The sequence below is a fragment of the Bacillus sp. 2205SS5-2 genome (assembly GCF_037024155.1).
In the GTDB taxonomy this organism is placed as follows: Bacteria; Bacillota; Bacilli; order Bacillales; family Bacillaceae_K; genus Bacillus_CI.
Genome location: NZ_JAYKTS010000001.1, coordinates 66,757 through 83,899 on the forward strand (window position 1 = coordinate 66,757; position 17,143 = coordinate 83,899).

12 protein-coding genes are annotated in these 17,143 nt (G+C 38.2%); 11 read left to right on the forward strand and 1 reads right to left on the reverse strand.

Going from position 1 to position 17,143, the window contains the following annotated elements; all coding sequences use genetic code 11:
- Positions 1-167: 167 nt before the first annotated feature.
- The 11 genes from U8D43_RS00310 (at position 168) to U8D43_RS00360 (ending at position 15,950) form a co-directional block, all read left to right on the forward strand.
- Positions 168-1,172: a FecCD family ABC transporter permease gene (locus tag U8D43_RS00310; RefSeq protein WP_442893532.1), complete on the forward strand. Its 1,005-nt coding sequence runs from the start codon at positions 168-170 to the stop codon at positions 1,170-1,172.
- Positions 1,169-2,191, forward strand: coding sequence for a FecCD family ABC transporter permease (locus U8D43_RS00315; RefSeq protein WP_335868943.1), 1,023 nt, complete (start codon positions 1,169-1,171; stop codon positions 2,189-2,191). Before U8D43_RS00310 ends, U8D43_RS00315 begins: the two co-directional genes overlap by 4 nt.
- 152 nt (positions 2,192-2,343) lie before the next feature.
- Positions 2,344-3,162, forward strand: a complete 819-nt coding sequence (locus tag U8D43_RS00320) for an ABC transporter ATP-binding protein (RefSeq protein WP_335868944.1) — start codon at positions 2,344-2,346, stop codon at positions 3,160-3,162.
- 678 nt (positions 3,163-3,840) lie between these two features.
- Complete coding sequence (gene hutP / locus U8D43_RS00325) at positions 3,841-4,278, forward strand: histidine utilization transcription antiterminator HutP (protein ID WP_335868945.1); 438 nt, start codon at positions 3,841-3,843, stop codon at positions 4,276-4,278.
- 97 nt (positions 4,279-4,375) lie between these two features.
- Positions 4,376-5,935: a histidine ammonia-lyase gene (gene hutH, locus U8D43_RS00330; RefSeq protein WP_335868946.1), complete on the forward strand. Its 1,560-nt coding sequence runs from the start codon at positions 4,376-4,378 to the stop codon at positions 5,933-5,935.
- Entirely contained in the window at positions 5,907-7,565 is a 1,659-nt protein-coding gene (gene hutU, locus U8D43_RS00335) for a urocanate hydratase (RefSeq protein WP_335868947.1), read from the forward strand. Before hutH ends, hutU begins: the two co-directional genes overlap by 29 nt.
- A gap of 1,253 nt (positions 7,566-8,818) precedes the next feature.
- Positions 8,819-10,090, forward strand: coding sequence for an imidazolonepropionase (hutI, locus tag U8D43_RS00340; RefSeq protein WP_335868948.1), 1,272 nt, complete (start codon positions 8,819-8,821; stop codon positions 10,088-10,090).
- Positions 10,071-11,009, forward strand: a complete 939-nt coding sequence (hutG, locus tag U8D43_RS00345) for a formimidoylglutamase (protein ID WP_335868949.1) — start codon at positions 10,071-10,073, stop codon at positions 11,007-11,009. The genes hutI and hutG overlap by 20 nt, the downstream gene beginning before the upstream one ends.
- A 777-nt stretch (positions 11,010-11,786) precedes the next feature.
- Positions 11,787-13,877 (forward strand): DUF4179 domain-containing protein, encoded by a 2,091-nt coding sequence (locus U8D43_RS00350; protein WP_335868950.1) that lies wholly within the window; start codon positions 11,787-11,789, stop codon positions 13,875-13,877.
- 793 nt (positions 13,878-14,670) lie between these two features.
- Positions 14,671-15,090: an RrF2 family transcriptional regulator gene (locus tag U8D43_RS00355; RefSeq protein WP_335868951.1), complete on the forward strand. Its 420-nt coding sequence runs from the start codon at positions 14,671-14,673 to the stop codon at positions 15,088-15,090.
- Positions 15,091-15,242: 152 nt separating this feature from the next.
- Entirely contained in the window at positions 15,243-15,950 is a 708-nt protein-coding gene (locus U8D43_RS00360; RefSeq protein WP_335868952.1) for a nitroreductase family protein, read from the forward strand.
- A gap of 487 nt (positions 15,951-16,437) precedes the next feature.
- Here the strand turns inward: U8D43_RS00360 and U8D43_RS00365 are convergent, their stop codons facing one another.
- Positions 16,438-16,836 carry a hypothetical protein gene (locus tag U8D43_RS00365; protein WP_335868953.1) on the reverse strand — a complete coding sequence of 133 codons (399 nt, stop codon included), beginning with the start codon at positions 16,834-16,836 and terminating at the stop codon, positions 16,438-16,440.
- Positions 16,837-17,143 lie beyond the last annotated feature (307 nt).

Genomic DNA, 17,143 nt, shown 5'->3' on the forward strand with positions numbered 1-17,143 from the left:
CTAGATAAAAAGAAAGAAATCAATCGAAAAAACCCTACTGCCTGTTTTTTCTTTGTGTCAAGAGTAACAATGAATACGAAAAGAGCCTTTTAAAAAGAAAATGAAGTTGTTTCACTAGGATGTGATTAATTGTGGATTCAGGCTATATGAACACCCGTTTGTCGTCAATAAAACATACAGGCAAAAGGGGATTTAGAGCATTTTTATTTGTGTTTAGTTTAATTTTATTACTTATTGGTATGATGGCAAGTATTTCTGTTGGTGCTGTAGATACCACTTTCAGCACAATTATTCATGCCCTTTTTTCCAATGATCAGACGAAGGAAGTCATGGTTGTCCGTTCTCTTCGTTTACCTCGTGCAATCTTGGGTGCAATAATTGGGGCAAATTTAGCCATTGCTGGTGCCCTTATGCAAGCTTTAACACGAAATCCACTTGCATCACCACAAATTTTTGGTGTCAATGCTGGTGCCTCATTAGTTGTCGTGGCTTCAGTAGTTATTTTCCCAAACATGACTCCGTCTTCCCTTGTGTATTCGGCCTTTATAGGTTCAGCTTTAGGTGGCGCAATTGTATATATGATGGCAAAAACAGGTGGTGGTGTATCAGCTGTCAAACTAGCATTGGCGGGAATGGCTGTTCACTTATTTTTTTCATCTATTACAGAAGGTATTATTCTATTTAATGAACAATCGACAGAAACGGTGTTATATTGGCTGGCTGGGGCAATTGATGGAAGCCGGTGGGAAGATGTTACCATTATCCTACCATGGACGATCATAGGTATTTTAGTTGCCTTTATTTTATCCCGTTCTATTTCAATTTTTAGTTTGGGAGAGGATATTGCAAAAGGGCTTGGGCAGAGAGTCGAATGGCTTCGATTATTAACAGGAATAACAGTAGTGATATTGGCAGGAGCTTCCGTTTCAGTTGCAGGACCAATTGGCTTTATTGGATTAATTGTCCCACATATCGTTAGACGTTTAGTTGGTGTAGACTACAAGAATATCATTCCATTTTCCGCTTTATTTGGGGCTTTACTTTTAGTGTACGCTGACGTTGTTTCTCGTTTTATCTCCTATCCTTTTGAATCTCCAGTAGGTATCGTGACAGCATTCATGGGTGCACCCTTCTTTTTATATTTAGCACGTAAAGGCGGTAAACTGTCATGATCAGGGGTCAAGCTAAAAGGTTCAAAAGAAAATTAACTCCAACTGGTTGGATTATCTTACTTGCAGTTCTAGTCGTGTTTTTCTCAGTAATCAGCATCGGGGTGGGCTCAGTTTTTATTAGTCCAGTTCGAGTTCTATCCGCATTATTTAGAACAGGTGGAGAGAGTGACTGGTTTATTATTTTTAATTTTCGATTGCCACGAATCGCTATTGCCCTTTTGGTTGGTTCTGGTCTTGCTGTGTCTGGAACAATTCTTCAGGGGATCATTCGAAATCCCTTAGCTTCACCAGATGTTTTAGGTATTACAAAAGGTGCAGGTTTGGCGGCGGTTATTGTCATTATACTATTCCCGAAATCACCTTTCATTGCATTGCCGATCTCCGCATTTATCGGGGCAGCGATAGTCGCCGTGGTACTTTATTTGTTTGCCTACAAAAGAGGAGTTCAACCCGCCACACTCGCACTCATTGGAATCGCACTTGGTGCAGTTTGTAATGCGGCAATCCAATACCTAATGATTAGATTTCCGGTTGATGCTAATGCTGCATTAACCTGGTTAACAGGTAGCTTATGGGGACGTGGTTGGGATGAAGTAATTGGAATATTGCCATGGATTATTGTTTTACTTCCTATAACTGTGATATTAGCAATCAAACTTGATATTTTAAACTTAGGTGATGATGTTGCGGAAGGTTTAGGTGAAAACATCGGTTATACGAGGTTACTCATGCTTGCTTTATCTGTTGCTCTTGCTGGAGCTAGTGTAGCTACAGTTGGTTCGATTGGATTTGTGGGATTGGTTGCTCCTCATATTGGGCGGCAGCTTGTAGGCGCAAAACATAAACATCTTCTCCCTGTTTCAGCACTAATTGGGATATTGCTGGTATTATTCGCTGATGGTTTAGGAAGAGGCTTATTACCTCCAATTGAAATACCGGCCGGGGTCTTTACAGCTGTGATAGGAGCTCCCTATTTCTTATACCTATTAAGGCGTGAAAGTAAGGTAAAGGAAATTTAATGAATATTTATAAAAGGCTATTTTCGCAAAATTTGCAGCTAGACCCATCTATTTTTGGTGGAAATCAACAGTGAAATGGAAGATTTAATCAAAAATATGATGAAATAACCACAATCTAAACGAAAAGAGCCTAAAAAAAAGGACGTGAGTATATGGTACGGTTAGCAGCGAAGGAACTATCATTAGGTTATGAATTCGTTTCTGTTGTTGAGGATTTAACAATCACCATTCCTGAAGGAAAAATAACGGTATTGATTGGTGGAAACGGGTGTGGCAAATCTACCATTCTACGATCGCTTGCTAGACTTTTAAAGCCGCAAAAGGGAACAGTTTATTTGGATGGCAAAAAAATTGATAATGAGCCGACAAAAGAAGTTGCCAAAAAGATTGCAATATTACCACAAGGCCCACAGGCACCTGAAGGTTTAACAGTAAAAGAACTATGCTACTATGGACGACATCCACATAAAGGTCTATTGTCAAAACACACAAAAATAGACCATGAAATAGTAAGTTGGGCGCTTGATGCAACACGAATGCATGACTTTGCCGAAAGACCACTTGATGCATTATCAGGAGGACAAAGGCAAAGAGCATGGATCGCCATGGCACTCAGTCAAGGAACAGACTTACTCCTTTTGGATGAGCCAACGACATATCTTGACTTAGCCCATCAAATTGAGGTACTGGAGTTATTAAGAGAATTAAATAGTGATTACGGCCGAACAATCGTAATGGTCCTCCATGATCTTAACCAGGCAGCACGGTATGCAGACTATTTAATTAGTATCTCCAACGGGAAAATATACAAAGAAGGACTTCCAAAGGATATTTTTACAGAAGAAATGATTAATGAAGTATTTGGATTAGAATGCCGTATTATTGAAAACCCTGTAGAAGGGTCACCAATGTGTGTACCGATCGGCTTAAGTCCAGGAAAAAAGAAGAAAAAAGTTACTTCCGTTTCTTGAAGGATATCAACTATGAAATGATCGATATACTCAAAAATCAGATAAGCAACAATATAGATGAAATGAGCCTTCAGAAAATAGGGCAATTGTTCAAAAAACTACTTTCATTCCTAATTTAGAGCTAGAATGTTTTGAAATGAAAAGGCGCAGCAAATTGACGTTTTCACAAGAAAAATCGAGCACATAGCCTCAAAGATAAAAGAAACACTCCCATTGCGTTCATCCGCACCGCTGGTAAATTCACTTTAGTGATGGGGACAACTCGCTTGATTATTACTAGAGTAAAAACTGCCAGAAGGAAAGAAAACACTCTAAATAGAAAACTTACCCAAGTAAAACAAGCCAAAGTAATAGCCGTCATACAAAAAAGAGGTATCGATAAGGGCTAGTTTTCCGTATCATCATTATTTGAAGATTGGACTTCGACGCAACTACCAGTAGGAACTAAAATTTCTCCATCAGATCTAGTGATGTATTTAGCAAAAATAATCCCTTACATGTATCAAGAGAGGGTTAATTATGTTCATTGAGATTCTCTAGTTATCTTTTAGCCTAGTAAACAACTAATATGGTAACTTTCTAAAGGATTCTATTTCATCATTGACACTCGACTTTGTCCATGTATACAATGAGAATAGTTATTAGTAAATAGTAAATTTTCAGATATAGAGGTTTTATATGAAGCAGAATAATAAAATTGGGAAGCAAGCCGTCTTACTAGTGACCTTAGATGAAGAGGAAATACTGATGTTTTCTTCGATGTTCACAACGGTCTCCTATTGCACAGGCAGAGTGGGATCAATGAATATGCAGAAGGTCATTTCTGCAGTGGAAACGGCAGCGAAGCGAAGTGGACTGATTCATGAGAACTACTACCGTGAAACACATGCATTATATCATGCAATTTTAGAAGCAATTGAAGGGGTGACACGAGGTCAGCTCGCAATTGGCGATATGATGAGAACGGTTGGCTTACGCTTTTCAGTTGTTAGAGGTCGTCCGTATGAACAGAAAGAAGAAGGCGAATGGATCGCCGTCTCCTTTTATGGAACGATTGGGGCTCCAGTGAAAGGCTTAGAGCATGAAACGATTGGTCTTGGAATCAATCATATATAAAAAATCATGGCCTAGAGATTTTAGTGAATAGGAGGCGATGGTGGCATTTGTGATGCCATTGTCGCCTCTTTTTGTATGGAAAAAAGGAGGAATCTTCATGATTGAGTTAACAGGAAGTTCATTAACAGTGGAAGCCATTCGGCAGGTTATTGAAGAGAATAAACTGATATCTGTTTCGCAAAAAAGTATGAAAAAAGTAGAAAAAAGCCGGATAGCTGTAGAGAAAATCGTATCAGATGGAAAAACAGTCTACGGTATTAATACCGGGTTTGGAAAGTTTTCCGATGTGACCATTGATGAAAAGGACGTCAATATGCTTCAACTTCATTTGATTCGTTCGCATGCATGTGGGGTAGGTGAACCTTTCTCGACTGACGTGGCGAAGACTATGATGATATTACGTCTAAATGCATTAATTAAAGGATATTCAGGAATTCGCAGTGAAGTCATTGAGAGACTCGTGGTGTTGATAAATGAAAACGTTATACCAGTTATACCACAGCAAGGCTCTCTAGGTGCATCTGGCGATTTAGCCCCTTTATCACATTTAGCTCTCGTCCTTGTCGGCGAAGGAACCGTATTCTATCAAGGGGAAGTAAAGCCATCATCCGTTGTATTAAAAAGCCTTAACTTAGAGCCGGTTGAGTTAAAAGCTAAAGAAGGTTTAGCTCTCATTAATGGCACACAAGCAATGACTGCAGTTGGAATAATGAATTATCTTCAAGCTGAAAAATTGGCGTATCAAAGTGAGTGGATTGCAGCGATGACGATGGAGGGACTGCAAGGAATAATCGACGCCTTCCACCCTGCAATTCATGAAGCAAGAGGCTATAAGGAACAGATGGATGTCGCTAAACGGATGCGTCATTTATTAGCGGACAGTCAACTGGTTACCTCACAAGGGGAAGTTCGTGTGCAGGACGCGTATTCCTTGCGATGTATACCTCAAGTACACGGAGCAACGTGGCAAGCGTTAGCGTACGTGAAAGAAAAACTTGAAATCGAAGCAAATGCTGCAACCGATAATCCACTCATTTTTGATGATGGAGAAACGGTGATCTCAGGAGGGAATTTTCACGGGCAGCCGATTGCGTTTGCAATGGATTTCCTAAAGATTGCGGTAGCAGAGCTCGCCAATATTTCTGAACGTCGAATTGAGCGACTGGTGAATCCGCAATTAAATGATTTACCTGCCTTCTTAAGTCCCCAACCAGGACTACAGTCGGGTGCGATGATTATGCAATATGTTGCTGCTTCTCTTGTTTCCGAAAACAAAACATTAGCACATCCCGCAAGTGTTGATTCTATTCCATCTTCAGCGAATCAAGAGGATCATGTCAGTATGGGCACGATTGGAGCACGTCATGCGAGCATGATTATAGATAATTGTCGTAGAGTGTTGTCCATTGAAGGGATTTGTTCATTAGAAGCAACGGAGTATAGAGGTCTAAACAAAATGTCTTCAAAAACTAAAGGATTTTGGAATCAGGCGAGAAACATTGTGCCAAGCATTAAAGAGGATCGCGTTTTTTCTGATGATATTGAACGGTTAACAGAATGGTTAAAAATGGCGAATTTCCCATGGGATTCCGCAGCTAATTTTCAAGATACTAAAGGAGGAATAAATCATGACAACAAACACCAACCGCAATATTAGAGCAAAAAAAGGACTAAGCTTAGAATGTAAAGGCTGGGAGCAAGAAGCCGTTCTTCGCATGCTGTATAACAACTTAGATCCCGAAGTAGCGGAAAAACCAGAAGAATTAGTCGTCTACGGGGGAATCGGTAAAGCCGCACGAAACTGGGAGGCGTTTGATAGCATCGTCGCAACGCTTCGACGTTTAGAGAATGATGAAACTATGCTTATTCAATCAGGTAAGCCAGTTGCTGTTTTTCGCACTCATGAAGCGGCTCCACGTGTGTTGCTTTCTAATTCTGTTCTTGTTCCAAAATGGGCCAATTGGGAACATTTCCATGAATTAGATCAAAAAGGGTTAATGATGTATGGCCAAATGACCGCTGGTAGCTGGATTTATATTGGCACACAAGGAATCCTGCAAGGAACGTATGAAACGTTTTCAGCACTCGCTAAGCAACATTTCAATGAAAGTCTAACAGGAACATTGACATTAACGGCAGGTCTTGGGGGCATGGGTGGCGCTCAGCCACTGGCCGTTACGATGAACGGCGGAGTTGTCATTGCCGTAGATGTTGATGAGACGCGGATACAAAAACGTCTTGACACAAAGTATCTAGACAAAATGACTGATTCGCTTGATGAAGCCGTTTCAATGGCTTTACTAGCGAAAGAAAAAGGAGAGGCATTGTCCATCGGTCTCGTTGGCAATGCAGCCCAAACGCATCATGAACTCCTAAAACGAGGAGTTCCGATCGATATCGTTACAGACCAAACATCCGCTCATGACCCACTCAATGGCTATGTGCCTGAGGGAATGAGCTTATTGGAAGCAGATAAGTTACGCGAGAAAGATTCTGCCTTATATGTAAAGCGCTCGTCACTATCAATGGCCAAGCATGTAGAAGCGATGTTGAAATTCCAAGAAAATGGGAGCATTGTGTTTGATTACGGAAACAACATCCGCCAAGTGGCCAAGGATGAAGGCGTTGAGAATGCGTTTGATTTCCCCGGCTTTGTTCCTGCCTATATTCGCCCGTTATTTTGCGAAGGCAAAGGTCCCTTTAGATGGGTCGCACTATCAGGTGATCCAGAGGATATTTATAGAACGGATCGCTTAATCAAGGAGTTATTTCCTGATAATGAACCTTTGCAGCGTTGGATTGAGATGGCAGCAGAAAACGTGGCGTTTCAAGGTTTACCTTCAAGAATTTGTTGGTTAGGTTACGGTGAACGAGTCAAAATGGGCTTAGCAATTAATGAATTGGTGAAAAACGGTGAATTAAAAGCCCCAATTGTCATCGGACGTGATCATTTGGATTGTGGTTCCGTTGCTTCCCCTAACCGGGAAACCGAAAGTATGAAAGACGGAAGTGATGCGGTCGGTGATTGGGCTATTTTGAATGCACTTGTTAATACGGCAGCAGGTGGATCTTGGATTTCCGTTCATCATGGTGGAGGAGTCGGTATGGGGTATTCCCTTCATGCAGGAATGGTTGTTGTCGCAGACGGAACGGAGTTAGCCCAATCTCGTTTAGAAAGAGTGTTAACGACGGACCCAGGAATGGGCATTGTTCGTCACGCGGATGCGGGGTACGAAAAAGCAGAAGAGATGGCAAAAGAGCAGGGTGTCGATATTCCAATGTTATAAGCTGGTGAGGGTGAATCGAGTACAAATAAAACATTAGTCTTTATATAGACTCTTTTTGTATATATTGTGGCTATTTCATCTGATTTTCGATTAAATCGCCCATTTCCCTGTTGATTTCCATTAAAAATAGACGAAATGATGCTCGAAACAAAGCTATATAACCGTCTATAAACTGGTGCGAAACAGCCTTATAAAGAAACAGCATCCGATTATATACTCTTCTTGAAATAATAATTCTCGGTTTATATCTCACTTTCCGCACATCGTTATTCTATTGAAAAATAATATATACTACTTAGTCATCCATTCACGAAATAAAGTGAATAGTAAAACATAATGACTTGAAATAGCCTTATGTTTTCATGAAAAAATGGATTCTTTTTGTCAATCGTGATTCAAAATTTATAAAAGAATGTTGAATAGGTGCACGTGCGGAAAGTGAGTTATATTAATCGGTCGTTTGATTTTTTTTCATACCCACAGGCTGTTATTTTAAAGATTTTGGTTTTTCTCATAGGCTGTTTTCGCAAAGTTTGTTGTTTTTCGAATTAGTCTCTATTTCATGATAAAAAATGATATCGGGCATCTTTTCGTATTTTTCTTTAGTCGAAATGAGGAAAGAAAAGTGTGTTTCTATCCCTTTTTATATGCTAGAGCCACAAAGAATACGAAAAGAGCCTTCTCATAAGAGTGAAACCCTTTGCTGGTAAGACCTCGTGCTCATTTCCAAACGAAAAACTTTTTATCACTAGACAAAGTGTATGAAAACAAACACAAAAAGAGCTTACCTTTACCATAACTTAGGTTAATCAATGAATTATAAAAAGAAAAAACGCAATAATCGTTATCAATAAATGAACTTTCATTAAAAAATTCAGCTTCTAAAATCATCAAAATCTATTATGTCGAACAAAACCAAAAATGGAAAGTGGATTAATCCGCTTTCCAACGCTTAAATTTATAAAAAAGGTTGTTTTCGCAAAATTTGTGGTTTTTCGAATCAGTTTATCATCTATGTTGTAGCTTTTCACGTAAAGCGAAAGTGGCTCGCCTTGAGGCATCAGGCAAATGAACCAACAAAGAGGAAATCCTGATTTCCGGCGGGTTGTGGCATTTGACCCGAGCCTCAAGCCACTACAGCTAGATCCGTCTATTTTTGATGGAATTCTACTTTGAAATTGAAAATTTAATCAATAATATGATGAAATAGCCACAATGTATACGAAAACAGCCATTAAAAAAGGAGACCCATTATGCAGTGTGATGTACTTTTTACAAATATCGGACAACTTATTTTACCAAAAGAGTCAACTTCTCCGTTAAAAGGCGAAGACATGAAAACGTTAACCATTCTACACGATGCTGCGATTGCCATCCGCAACGGCATCGTGTGTTGGATCGGGTCTACAAACGATATCGCAATGATGGAAGCTAATGAAATCGTGGATGTCAAAGGGCGACTTGTTTCACCAGGGTTGATTGATCCACATACTCATCTCGTATTTGGTGGATCACGTGAAGAGGAAATGAGCTTAAAGCAAGCAGGAGTTCCTTATTTGGAAATATTAAATAGAGGCGGCGGGATTCATTCGACCGTATCCGCAACAAAAGCTACGTCAGAAGAAGAGCTACGCCGGAAAGGTCGTTTTCATCTTGAACGAAGTTTATCCTATGGTGTGACAACACTTGAAGCAAAAAGTGGATATGGACTTGACCGAGAGACAGAATTGAAACAGCTTCGTGTGATCAAACAATTACAGCAAGAGTCACATAGTACAATTGTAGCCACTTTTTTAGGTGCTCATGCGGTACCGAAAGAATTCAAAGGAAAAGAGGATACTTTCTTAGATGAGATGCTTTCTCTACTCGATCAAATTCAAGACGAAGAGTTGGCTCAGTTTGTTGATATTTTTTGTGAAACAGGTGTTTTCACCCCAGAGCAATCCAAACGCTTTTTACAAGTAGCCAAAAATCGAGGTTTTTCATTAAAAATTCATGCGGATGAGATTGACTCGCTTGGTGGAACGGAGTTAGCTGTTTCCTTAGGAGCTGCTAGCGCTGATCATTTAGTGGCGGCAAGTGACGAAGGGATTCGAGCTCTGGCTCAATCTGATACTGTCGCCGTTTTACTACCAGGTACGACGTTTTATTTAGGGAAAGATGCTTATGCAAGGGGAAGAGAAATGATTGATGCTGGAGCTGCTGTTGCTCTTGCGACAGATTTTAACCCAGGAAGCTGTGTGACGGAGAATCTCCAATTGATTATGTCACTGGCTGCACTGAAATTAAAACTATCTCCTGAAGAAATTTGGAATGCAGTCACCATAAATGCAGCTTGTGCCATCCACCAACAGCATGAAGCTGGTGTTCTCGCTGTGGGACGTAAGGCGGACCTTGTGATATGGGAAGCAAAGAATTACAAGTACATCCCATATCATTTTGGCGTGAACCATACAAAAACGGTGTATAAAGAAGGCAAAATTGTATGGGAAAGAGAGAAAGCGTATGAATTTTCCTTATCTTAATCCAGGTAAATCAGCAAAATTTACTGATCGTCATGTGAAGAAAGTCGCAGAGTTGTTCACACCTTATCAAGCTGGAAGCGAAGGAGAGATTGGCGTCATCGGTCTTCCTTCTTCTCGCTCTTCCATAACGATGAGCATGGCTAGTGATGCCCCGGTGGTGATACGTGAATGTTTTCAATCGTTTACGACCTACTCCCATGATCAGCAGCAGCAATATAACAGTACTCGCTTTATTGATTTTGGGGATGTAACCATTCATCCTACATCTGTGGAAGAAACTCTTCAGCGGCTTTATGTGAGCGTAAAAGGCATGCTGAGTGTAAATTCATGTCCAAAATACTTAATGCTCGGTGGGGATCACGGTGTTAGCTTTCCTTCTATTCGGGCATTTTCTGAAAAGTTCGGTCGCATCGGTGTCATTCAATGGGATGCACATCATGACGTTCGGAACTTAGAAGACGGTGGTAGAACAAACGGGACGCCTTTTCGCAGTTTAATTGAAGGGGGACACATACGAGGTGAAGATCTGATTCAAATTGGAATTCGAGATTTTAGCAATGCGAAAGCGTACGATGAGTATTGCTCAGAGCAAGGAATCACTATTCACTCCATGAATGACGTTGATGAAAGAGGCATTCGTTCGATCATTGAGGAAGCACTTACGGAACTGCAAGATCGGGTAGATATGATTTATTTATCCGTGGACATGGATGTCGTTGATCAAGCATTTGCACCAGGTTGTCCAGCGATTGGGCCAGGTGGTATCACCAGTAGAGAATTGCTATCGAGTGTGAAACTTGCCAGTGCTCATCCGAAAGTAAAAGCGATGGATATCGTCGAAATTGATCCTAGTCAAGATTTTCGAAAAATGACGAGTCGTCTAGCCGCTAATACTGTCCTTCAATATGCCTTTAGATGAGAAAATCGCCAATTAAGATTAGGAGTAAATAGTGATATGTAGGTAGTTTGGTTGTGAAGTAAAAAGAAAATCCGCACTCCCCTTAACAAGAATTATCACGTCGAAAAACGCAGAGGGATTTAAGGAAACCTTTGCGTTTTTTTGTATTTATTAGGCACTTTGTAATGAAAAAATAATATTAAGTCATCGTAATATTATTTAGCTTGTTCTAAATAGATCGTATTTTAATCAACAGTTGGATAAAAATAGATTTCTTCCGTATTAGCCGTTGGCGGTGGTGGCGCGACATGGGGGTTTTTCTTTTACATTGTGGACATTTCATCTCCTATTTAATTGACTCCTTAATTTTCTTTTGATTTTCATCAAAAATAGACAAAAAAAGACCAGAAACAAAGCTATATAAAAGATTTTAAACCGTACGAAAAGCAACAATCTTTGTGAAAACAACCATTAAATGGCTCGTTCTTCAATTAACGGTCCGAGATGCAAAATAAAAGGAGTTATATTCTGTTGGGACTAAAAATTGCAAACTTTTTATGTACTAATAAATTGTATTACTTTAGGTCGACTATTTACTTTGTATCAGCAAAATATTTGAACGAAACGGCTACTTCACCTTTCCTTGCTACACGTCACACTACCACATCAAAGAAAATTCAAAAACGTATTGTTCGAAGGAGAAAAATTTGAAATAATTGGTACTAATCCGTTCAAAAGATAGAAAGAAGTTTGGTCCACAATAATTAGTCACAAATGTTTTTAGGAGGGAAAGTCGTTGTGAACATAGGGAATGCGAATGCCATTTCGGTAAGAAAGAATAAAGTTAAAGACATAAACTCATTCGTAAATTGGTTTGATGAAAGGAAAAAGACCTTTTATAAAATGGCTTTAGCCTACTTAGACACCCCTCAAGATATCGAAGAAGTGTATTACCAAACGATTATTAAGGTACACGAGGAGCTTCACTTTTTAACGGAGGATGTATCCATAGAGCCACGGGTTCTATCCATTTTTATTGAAAACTGTCGGAGGGTAGTTAAAAATAAGCAAATTACAAAATTAAAAATTTCAGAGGGAAGTAGCGATATTGAATTACAGCAAACTATATTTCATTCCCTTCAGCTACTAGAATTCACCTATAAAGATCCAATTGTATTAACCTATCTTATTGAATTACCTCAGGATGAAGTAGTTCACCTTCTTCAAATTTCAGAAGAGACATTAAAAATGCGATTACTTACCGGAATTCAATTTTTATGTAAAGAAAAGAATGTTGATAACCATCTTCACGGCTGTGATGGTTATCATGAAAAATTTTTGGATCATTTAGGAAGAAAACTAAGCCGGTCTGAAAAAATTGATTTAGAAATGCATTTACATAATTGTCAAGCCTGTCAAAATCAGTTGACATCCATTCAAGATGTCATTTTTTCTCTTATTAGTAATTTGGACAATGAGAAAATCCCCCCTCAGTTTATGGAGAGAATCAAAAATAAGGTTATTGAAACAGAAAGAATCATAAGAAAGACTAAACTGAAGCGCAGAAAATTGGTGGTTGGTGTTATAGGTATTTTGAGTCTCATCGTTTATTTAGGAGTAGTCACAAATAGTTTTACAAACCTCTACTATTCTTGGCTTGGATGGGTCGAAAATGAAGATGAACAACTGATTGCATATCTCAAAAGTGGCTTGGGTGAACCGTTAAACTTAGAGTCGGAAAGCAACGGGGTGAAGGTAACCATTAAGAGTGCAATAGCTGATGAAGTTCAGACTTTAATTTACTATGAAATCGAAAATGAAGTTAATGAAAATCTATATAAAATAGATTATTTTAAAGGGGTAGTAATAGAAAATATGCTTGATATTTTACATCATGATCCACTGTACATCCCCCCATACAGTGAAGTTCCGAAAAAGAAGGAAGAGAAGGAAGTGTATAAAGGTCGCATCAGTTTGCCACCTACTATAGCAAATACTGAGACTATCAAACTTAGACTAACGCAACTCGAAAAATTGATACTGAATGAGCCAGATTCTAAAAAAGTTGCCAACGAACTTCCACATTTTATTCAAGGAGATTGGCATTTCAACATTCCTGTAACGAAGCACCCATCCACTGTGCATTCATTGGATTTAGAAACTGAAATTGACGGGATTCCAATAAAATTTGATAAACTAACGATTGCCCCAACAGCAACTCTCATTCAATATAGTTATCAGAATACGCTAAAAGATAAGCGGATTGATTTTATCAATATGGCAATTATTGATAAAGAAAAGGAGAAAGTAAAGACCGACATCTATAGAGAGAGGATGTATTACGAACCATCCTATGAAAATTGGATTACCTATCAATCAATCTTTGAACCGATAAATTCAGAAGAGCCGAAAGAGATTAAGGTTCAATTCGGATCCCTAAAAATGTTTATTGGAGATGAAAAAATTGTTGACATCGAAAAGTCGAGTAACTTTCCTCAAACTTTCAACTACCAAGGAAGTAGCCTATCCATAAAGGAGGTAAAGATTGGGAATCCAACAGAAATCTCGATTAGTGATGAATTAACAAAAGATAGAGAGTATGAAAGATTAGATATTCAAGTTAGTCCTTTTAATGAATCAGAAGAAATTTCAACAAGATCTGACGGAATTGGAGTTCTATTTGATCAAAGTGGTAAGAAAATTGATACGGATAGTTATCATTTCGACCAAACAGATCAACTAAATCAGCCACGTCATTTCTATACAAATTACAATCTGAAAGTCCGTAATGTGACTTCGAATGAAAAGATAATTCCGAATAAAATAAAGATTCTAGGCTATTTTACAACAAAATACCTTGAAGAAATAATCGACATACCTTTGGATTAAGTGTCCCGAACCACCTGAAAATATCTTTTTGTCAATCCAAGGGGAGTAAATAACTATATTCTAGTCTAACAAACTTTTGTTCAAAACCGACTTCTAACTTTTTTTATAGAGAATTGTTATGAAAAGCAACAAAATTTCCGAAAACAGCCTCGACAAAAATCAAAGACGATTGTGAAAACGCTGAAATTATAGCACAGACGGCGATTCTCCTTGAATATAGTTTTCAACATGTACAACAAGACATGATGTTGATTTTATTAACTTGGCAACAATTAAAACAAATTCAAACTTCTAAAGCGGGCAAATGTTTATCCACACATTCTTAGACAACGTAGATTTTGGTCAACGAACAAAAATTTAAATAACTGATGAATAGTATGAAAACAGAGTGTATAAAGTTATGCAATTTCTAATCGAAGCAGAAAATCACGGATCAGATTATCCACTGTGTATGAGTAGGGAAGGGAGGGTGTTCGATAAACAAGGGGAAGAATATTAATTGAATGATGTCTATTCCAATTTATTACAATAATTTAGTGACCACCCATTATGTAAATGAAAAGCCCCGAAACTAAGTTATATCAGCGGGTATAGACGGGTACTAAAAGTAATAAACTTTGCTGAAACATCCCTATTTAATGCGGTTTAAATACAATAAATAAATCTCGATCGAAAAAAGTAACTTTACATCTCTTCGGTTTTGTTTCAAAATAAGATGATCAGGATTAAACTTATTTTTTTAAGTATCGTTCTTCTTCAGATAAGTTGTTGTGAGAGTACGAGGTGAATGTATATGGGAGAGAAGGTATCAAGCACAAGGTGGTTTGGAGTTGCACTTCAAGCATTAATTGTTTTAGCAAGTACCGAGGAAGTATGTCCAAGTGGGGTATTAGCTGACAAGTTGAACTCAAAATCTGCTTTTTTGCGTAAAGTACTAACTCATTTAGTCAAGGCAGACTTGATCCAGGCAAAAGAAGGACGCGATGGAGGGTATTATTTATTAAAAGATCCCTCTGATATCACGTTAGAAAAAGTATATGATGCGATGAAAGCAGAGCCATTTCCAAAAGGATTTTTCGATGTAGAAAGTAATGAGTGCTTTGCTCCAACCACACGAGAAGCATTATTTGATTTACGAGATGATTTGGAAAATTGGGTAGTGGAAGGGCTAAAACAAAAAACGATCGCTGATTTATTAAACAAAAAAGAGTAAGGACGGAACTTTATGTTTCGTTCTTTTTTTAGATTATATATCCGCGGGTCGAGCATATTCTACATTTCGTCAAAGCAACTGTTCTTGACATCCGAACAGTTCTGGGGTTATACTGTTCTTGTAAACAGTACAGTTTAAGGGAGAGAATACAATTGACTAAAAAAACAATGACTAAAGAAGAATATTTAACCAAAGTGAAGAGTTTAGATACAACGACTGAAAAACCGAAACAACTACAAGATTCAGATTTTCTAACCGTTGCCACTGAACGTCGCTCAGTTCGTTCTTATGACCCAACATATAAGATGGAAGAAAGTGAAATTCGTGAGTTATTAGAAACAGCTACTTTAGCTCCGTCTTCTTCAAATCTTCAACCTTGGCGCTTTTTAGTGATTCAAGACCAAAAAGACAAAGAAACATTGTTACCTATAGCTAATAACCAACAACAAGTTGTCGAGGCATCAGCTATCATCGCTGTACTTGGCGATCTAAATGCATATAAAAATGCTGAAACTATTTATGGAGCGCTTGTGAAAAAAGGCCGTATGACTGAAGAAATCAAAGAGATGTACGTGAATAGTGTAATCGAGGGGTATAGTAATTTCCCTAAAGAACGTTTATCTAAAATTGCCATGATTGATGGCGGACTCGTGTCTATGCAACTGATGCTTGCCGCGAAGGCAAAAGGCTTGGATACCGTCCCAATGGGTGGTTACGAAGTCGACCAATTTATCGAAGCATTTAACGTTCCAGAAAACTTGGAACCGGTGATGTTGATCGCTTTAGGTAAGGGTGAGAAAGCTGGATTTGAAAAAACTCGCTTACCTTTAGACGATATTCTTCAATGGAACAAGTACTAGGATAATGTAGAAAGATGCGTCATTGCAGTTATGCAGTGGCGCTTCTTTTTTTAGGGATCGATGTTTTCGTTAGGCTCTTTGTATGAAAAAAGGTATTTTTAAGCATCTCTAAATTAGTAAGTTTGATCCGAATTTATCAGGGTTATACCAATGAAGAGGTTGAATTTGCTTTTTTTCATGATAGGCGGTGGTGGCGTAACGTGAGCGCTGCCATCGAGTTTTCCGTATACATTGTGGCTATTTTTGGGAAAACACCCTTTCTTAATGATTGTAGATTTTCATAATAAAAGATAATTCTTGATGAATTAGACATAGGGGGTTACTTTCGAATCATTATTAATCCGAAAATATGGAAAAGGAAGGTGTTTCCATTCGTTTTATATCCTAGAGCACCAAACTATGTGAAAAGAGCCTTATGAATTAGAGTAATTTCGCTATTTCAGTCATAGGGGCAAAAAAAAAATACGAGTCCTTTAGGCTCGCTTAGTTAAGCTTCATCATCAAATATTCCTTGCATTCGAATACACGTAGATTGAGGTTGATTCATACATCTTTCTTTCTTAATATACACCTCCAGCCAATCACCTTGGTACTTCGCATTGATGTGATGCTGTTTAAGCGAAAAGGGGAAAGGGATGCTTCGTTTTCTTGCTTCTTGTTCTTTTTCACATTTCAGAGAAATGTTCAAATTAGCATCACTTTTACTTATTTCAATCTCTTCAATTTCCATTTCACTCGTGAAAATCTCTACGATATACTCATCGGTTGTATCAAATAAATCTATTCGAAATTGATTTTCATCTAAATAGTTCGTAAAAGGATCCAGTAAAACTCCCTTTAGTAATTGCTCCCATTTCTCTAGATTGTCATCACTTGATTTACTCATGTTCATAAGACCCCCATTTCTTTTTCTTAGTATATTCTGGAGAAAAAGTAAAGGTGAACTTAGTGATAGGCAAGAGGATAGTCGCATATCTCAAAGTGGGTTGAATTTTTTTTATTATTTTGGTCTATCACTTCTTTATTATCTTAAAAATAGTATAGTTCAATAAACTGAATCTTATGATAACTACAATAAAGAAACTATACTTTATTATCTTGGACTAAATTGAAGACGAGAATATGAATTCCTTGAAATAAAAAAACATACAAATGGAAGTTGATGATAAATTGAGCAGATGAGAGATTTCGTC

What these genes read in the sequence shown, in the direction of transcription:
- U8D43_RS00320 (WP_335868944.1), top strand. Translation starts at nt 2,344, where the DNA reads ATGGTACGGTTAGCAGCGAAGGAACTATCATTAGGTTATGAATTCGTT.
- hutH (WP_335868946.1), top strand. Translation starts at nt 4,376, where the DNA reads ATGATTGAGTTAACAGGAAGTTCATTAACAGTGGAAGCCATTCGGCAG.
- hutI (WP_335868948.1), top strand. Translation starts at nt 8,819, where the DNA reads ATGCAGTGTGATGTACTTTTTACAAATATCGGACAACTTATTTTACCA.
- hutG (WP_335868949.1), top strand. Translation starts at nt 10,071, where the DNA reads ATGAATTTTCCTTATCTTAATCCAGGTAAATCAGCAAAATTTACTGAT.
- U8D43_RS00315 (WP_335868943.1), top strand. Translation starts at nt 1,169, where the DNA reads ATGATCAGGGGTCAAGCTAAAAGGTTCAAAAGAAAATTAACTCCAACT.
- U8D43_RS00365 (WP_335868953.1), bottom strand. Translation starts at nt 16,836, where the DNA reads ATGAGTAAATCAAGTGATGACAATCTAGAGAAATGGGAGCAATTACTA.
- hutU (WP_335868947.1), top strand. Translation starts at nt 5,907, where the DNA reads ATGACAACAAACACCAACCGCAATATTAGAGCAAAAAAAGGACTAAGC.
- U8D43_RS00355 (WP_335868951.1), top strand. Translation starts at nt 14,671, where the DNA reads ATGGGAGAGAAGGTATCAAGCACAAGGTGGTTTGGAGTTGCACTTCAA.
- hutP (WP_335868945.1), top strand. Translation starts at nt 3,841, where the DNA reads ATGAAGCAGAATAATAAAATTGGGAAGCAAGCCGTCTTACTAGTGACC.